The following is a 4,037-nucleotide window of genomic DNA, read 5'->3' as shown; positions in this document are numbered from 1 at the left end:
TTCAGTATAGTTGAGCTTATTATTGACTAGAGTCATGCTCCTTTTTTCTCAGTGTGCCATAGGTAGCTGTCAACCATCTGGAGGCTGGCCATCTTCAGGGAACTGGCGGCAACTCAAAAAGTGTAGTCATCTCAAACTAGATTGGGACACTCCCCAAACGCTCCGCGCCGCTGCCGCGACCCCCCAGCTCATCTCTCTGGGAGAGGGGGGTTGGAGAGCAAGGCAACGGAAATGTTTTATTCCTATTCAAAATGACTATAAATCTCCTCCATTGGCGCTCTTTTGGCAGCCGAGCAACCTCGGCTCCCCAGCCGCTGTGGCACCAACCGACCGGTAAGCAGCCTCTCTGCCGCTTGGCTCACAGCCTCCGCGAGGGAGAAAGTCCATCGTCCCCTCATATCAAAAAGAACATCTACTTCACGAAGAGTGGTTGGAGCGAAGGGGAGACTGCGCAGATTCAGGAAACCGAGAACCTGATATGGTAGGCGTTATCCTGCCTGATCTGCTCTTTTGCTCAGTGCAGCCTCCCCTCTTCATAGACTGATGCGAGAATTGCCCTCTGATCCTTCCAATCGTGCCGGCGTACCCTTTGGGGATCAGACCCTGGCTCTGATGCGCGTCCAGGAGGCCCTGGATCAATTGGAGGCAGCCATTCTCAGTAGCCCTCGCCTGTTTTGGTCTCGCACCCTTATTGAAGAGGAAAAGATTCTGGAGCAGTTAGACTTTATCCGCCTGAACCTGCCGACAGCCCTGGAGGAAGCGGAGGAACTGCTGCGCCAGCGGGATCGGATCTTGGCAGAGGCCAATCGCTACGCCCAAGAAATTGTGGCCGCGGCCCAACGTAGGGCTGAGCAGCTCCTCAACGAATCGGCGATTCTGCGACAGGCCCAAGCTCAGGCGGAGCAGTTATTGCAACAAGCCTATCAACATAGTGAGGAGGTGCGGCGACAGACACTGCAGGAATCGGAGCGCCTGCAGCGGGAGGCCCACCGTTACGTGGATCAGGTGTTGCAAGACTTGGAGTTGCGGTTGGTGGAGTCCTTACGGGTGATCCGCAACGGGCGGCAAAATCTGCAGACCTAACAGAGAAGAGTCAGACTGGGGCTTGAGCGCTGCCTTCAACCTGTGCCAGGAGCATTTTTATCCCGCGTTGTGCAAGTCTTTTGGAGCGGTGGGTTAGGGATCTCCTGAGCAGGCGAGGGACGGCTCCCCTCGCTAGACTTGAGCAGAAGACGTTCCCCAGCGGCCCTTGACATCCTCTCTGCCCATCATCCTTGGCGTATCAGGCGCTTCAGGGATGCTCTATGCTGTGCGCGCTCTGCATGTTCTGCTCAGCCTGGACTACCGCGTCGAAGTGGTGGCCTCCAAAGCGGCCTATCAGGTGTGGCAGGGAGAACAAGGGGTGCTGCTGCCGACAGACCCCCGCAAGCAGGCCCACTTTTGGCGACAGCAAGCCGAGAGCAGCGGTGGATCCCTAGTTTGTCATCGCTGGCAGGATGTGGGGGCAACCATTGCCAGTGGCTCCTATCGCACGCAGGGGATGTTGGTGATCCCGTGCAGCATGGGTACAGTTGCCAAGTTGGCTGCCGGCTTGAGCTCGGATCTGCTGGAGCGGGCTGCTGATGTGCAGCTCAAGGAGGGACGACGCTTGGTGGTGGTGCCGCGGGAAACCCCCTTTAGCCTGATCCACCTGCGCAACTTGACCACTCTGGCAGAAGCGGGGGCGCGCATTGTTCCGGCCATTCCAGCTTGGTACCACCAGCCGCGTACCATCCTAGATTTGGTGGATTTTGTGGTGGTGAAGGCGTTGGATCAGTTCGGTATTGATGGCGATCTCATTCGCCGCTGGCAGGGGATGCGCCAGCATCAGATCCTCAAGCTGCCCCCTGATCTCTGAGCGGGATCCCTTTTCCCGGCGGCAGGCTGGGATTTGGCTTGGGGGTGTTCCAAGCTGGGGGGGGCCCTGTGCCGATAGCCCTCACTTGTGGCACCTTGCCGGGAATAGCTCAGATCACTTGCTGAGCTAGCCGACTCGGGGATCCCGCTGAAGGGGGGTGGGCAAGTCAGGGCAGGTCTCCAGACTGGCCGCCCATTCCCCGATGAGGGTGTTGACCCAGTGAGGCAGCTCGTCGTGGGCGCAGTGGCCTACTCCCGGCAGCTTCACCAAGGTGAGGGCAGGTTGCCAGCGCTTAAATTGGTCTGCCAAAAAACTGGGCACTGCCGGATCTTCTCGGCCCCAAAGTAGCAAGATAGGCATTTTTAGGGTGGGCAGCAGGCGTTTGGGGCTGTCGAAGCGGCGGCAGAGAATGGCCCTCAGACCGTCCAAAAACACGTGGGCTGCCCCCGGCTCAAAGGCCGGTCTCTGGAAGATCTGCACCAGCTCGTCATCCACCTGCTCATCCCGCTTGTAGACATTCTTGATCCAAGCTCGTAGCACCTCGGTTTGTCGCAGCCAGTTGAAGAGGTGGGGATAAGTGAGGGGGCACCCCAGCAACGACAGAATCCCTTCGCAGAGGGCTCGCACCAGAGCATCCCAGGGAGAGGGCAATTCTTCCGGATGGGGCCCATCGGCGCAGCTAATCAAGCACAGGCCCTTCACCATCTGGGGATAGCGGGCGGCGGCAATGACTCCCACCAAGCCCCCGATGGAATGGCCCACCAGGATGCTGGGCTGCTGAATGTGAGTTTGCCAAAACTCGTGTACCTGCTCCACCCACAGATCAACGCTGTAGGCAATCTCCGGCTTGGCACTCTTGCCAAATCCCAGCAGGTCGAGGGCATAGACGGAGCGCTGGGATCCCAGAGGGAGAATGTTGTGGCGCCAATGACCCACTGACGCTCCAAATCCATGGATTAAAAGGGCCGGAGCTGCCGTCAAGTTGACGACACCGGCAAGGGTTTGGGCGCGACTGGGGGTGTAGGTGAAATGGATGGGCCAGCCCCGCCAATGCCAGGTTTGGGAGTAGCCGTAGCGAGGCAAAGCCGACAAGGGATCCCTGTCGCTACCCGTTGGGGAAGGGGAGGGCGCATCAACAGAGGAGAAACCGGGAGCGCCGACGGAATTGGCGCCGACCCGAGCAGAAGGGGAAGGATGGGAGTCGAGTCCGTGCAAGGGAGAAGTGGGTGATAACAATAGGCTCATCTCCAATTTAGGCTAGACCAATCTTAGTGGTTTCCTCGGCTCATCATTTAATAGGACGTACTTTGCCACCGGTTCTTCTATATCTTCCAGGACATGCCAGCATGACTGTGCCCCTGACTCCAGACCCAATGAATGAAGCCTTCCAGGTAGACCCAATCACTGCTGCCAGCTTCCGCCAGATCGATCAAGAGATTGGCCCCCACCCCTGGCAAGGGATCCCTTATGAGGTGGTGCGCCGTGCCATTCATGCCACTGCCGACTTTGAGCTGCGGGATCGCTTTTTCTTCGGCCCCAACGCCGTTGAACACGCCCTGGCAGCCCTACGGCAAAAGCAGCCTGTCATTGTCGATGTCAGGATGGTGGCAGCTGGGATCCAGTCAGGTCTGAAAGCCCAAGGGATCCCCCTCTACTGTGCTTTGGACTGGGTGGAGGAGCCCCGTTGGCCCGGTCAAACCCGCGCCGCCAATGGGATGGTGAACTTGGCACGCCGCTATCCAGAAGCCCTGTTTGTCGTTGGCAATGCCCCCACCGCGTTGCTGGCTTTGGTGGAGGAGATTCAGGCACAGCGGGTCAAGCCGGCTTTGGTGATCGGAGTGCCGGTGGGATTTGTGGCGGTGGAAGAGGCCAAGCAGGCGTTGGCGCAAACGGATGTTCCCCAGATTCGGGTGGAGGGCCGCAAAGGCGGATCCCCAGTTGCTGCTGCCATTGTCAATGCCCTTCTCTTGGCAGCTCAACGGGATCCCATCCCCAACTGACTAGAATTGAAGGGATATCTTCAGACCTTTCCCATGACCCCAGAACAAGAGGAGTGGCTGATTCGCAACCTTCAGCAACAACAAGAACAAATCCAAGAAATGCGGGCCGAGCAGCAGCGGTCGGCTGAGCGCTTTGAGGC

At 58.5% G+C, this 4,037-nt stretch carries 4 protein-coding genes; 3 read left to right on the top strand and 1 reads right to left on the bottom strand.

What is annotated here, in order from left to right; translation table 11 throughout:
- Nucleotides 1-543: 543 nt before the first annotated feature.
- Both NW843_RS12835 and NW843_RS12830 read left to right on the top strand, forming a co-directional pair.
- A complete protein-coding gene (locus NW843_RS12835; protein ID WP_414380997.1) occupies nt 544-1,083 on the top strand; it encodes a hypothetical protein in 540 nt (179 codons plus the stop codon).
- 166 nt (nt 1,084-1,249) lie between these two features.
- A complete protein-coding gene (locus tag NW843_RS12830) occupies nt 1,250-1,897 on the top strand; it encodes a flavin prenyltransferase UbiX (protein ID WP_011431889.1) in 648 nt (215 codons plus the stop codon).
- A 126-nt stretch (nt 1,898-2,023) separates the two neighbouring features.
- Here NW843_RS12830 and NW843_RS12825 read toward each other — a convergent pair whose 3' ends face one another.
- Nucleotides 2,024-3,142, bottom strand: coding sequence for an alpha/beta fold hydrolase (locus tag NW843_RS12825; RefSeq protein WP_414523135.1), 1,119 nt, complete (start codon nt 3,140-3,142; stop codon nt 2,024-2,026).
- Nucleotides 3,143-3,243: 101 nt separating this feature from the next.
- Between NW843_RS12825 and NW843_RS12820 the strand changes: the two genes are divergently transcribed.
- The gene (locus tag NW843_RS12820) at nt 3,244-3,897 is read left to right on the top strand and encodes a cobalt-precorrin-8X methylmutase (RefSeq protein ID WP_414523134.1); all 654 of its coding nucleotides are present in this window, start codon (nt 3,244-3,246) and stop codon (nt 3,895-3,897) included.
- The last annotated feature ends 140 nt before the right edge of the window (nt 3,898-4,037 follow it).

This window comes from Synechococcus sp. R5-12, assembly GCF_047502655.1.
In the GTDB taxonomy this organism is placed as follows: domain Bacteria; phylum Cyanobacteriota; class Cyanobacteriia; order Thermostichales; family Thermostichaceae; genus Thermostichus.
This window is presented reverse-complemented; position numbering and strand designations above follow the sequence as displayed.

Excerpts from the sequence above, each read along its gene's own strand:
- NW843_RS12835 (WP_414380997.1), top strand. The coding sequence starts at position 544 with ATGCGAGAATTGCCCTCTGATCCTTCCAATCGTGCCGGCGTACCCTTT.
- NW843_RS12825 (WP_414523135.1), bottom strand. The coding sequence starts at position 3,142 with ATGAGCCTATTGTTATCACCCACTTCTCCCTTGCACGGACTCGACTCC.
- NW843_RS12820 (WP_414523134.1), top strand. The coding sequence starts at position 3,244 with ATGACTGTGCCCCTGACTCCAGACCCAATGAATGAAGCCTTCCAGGTA.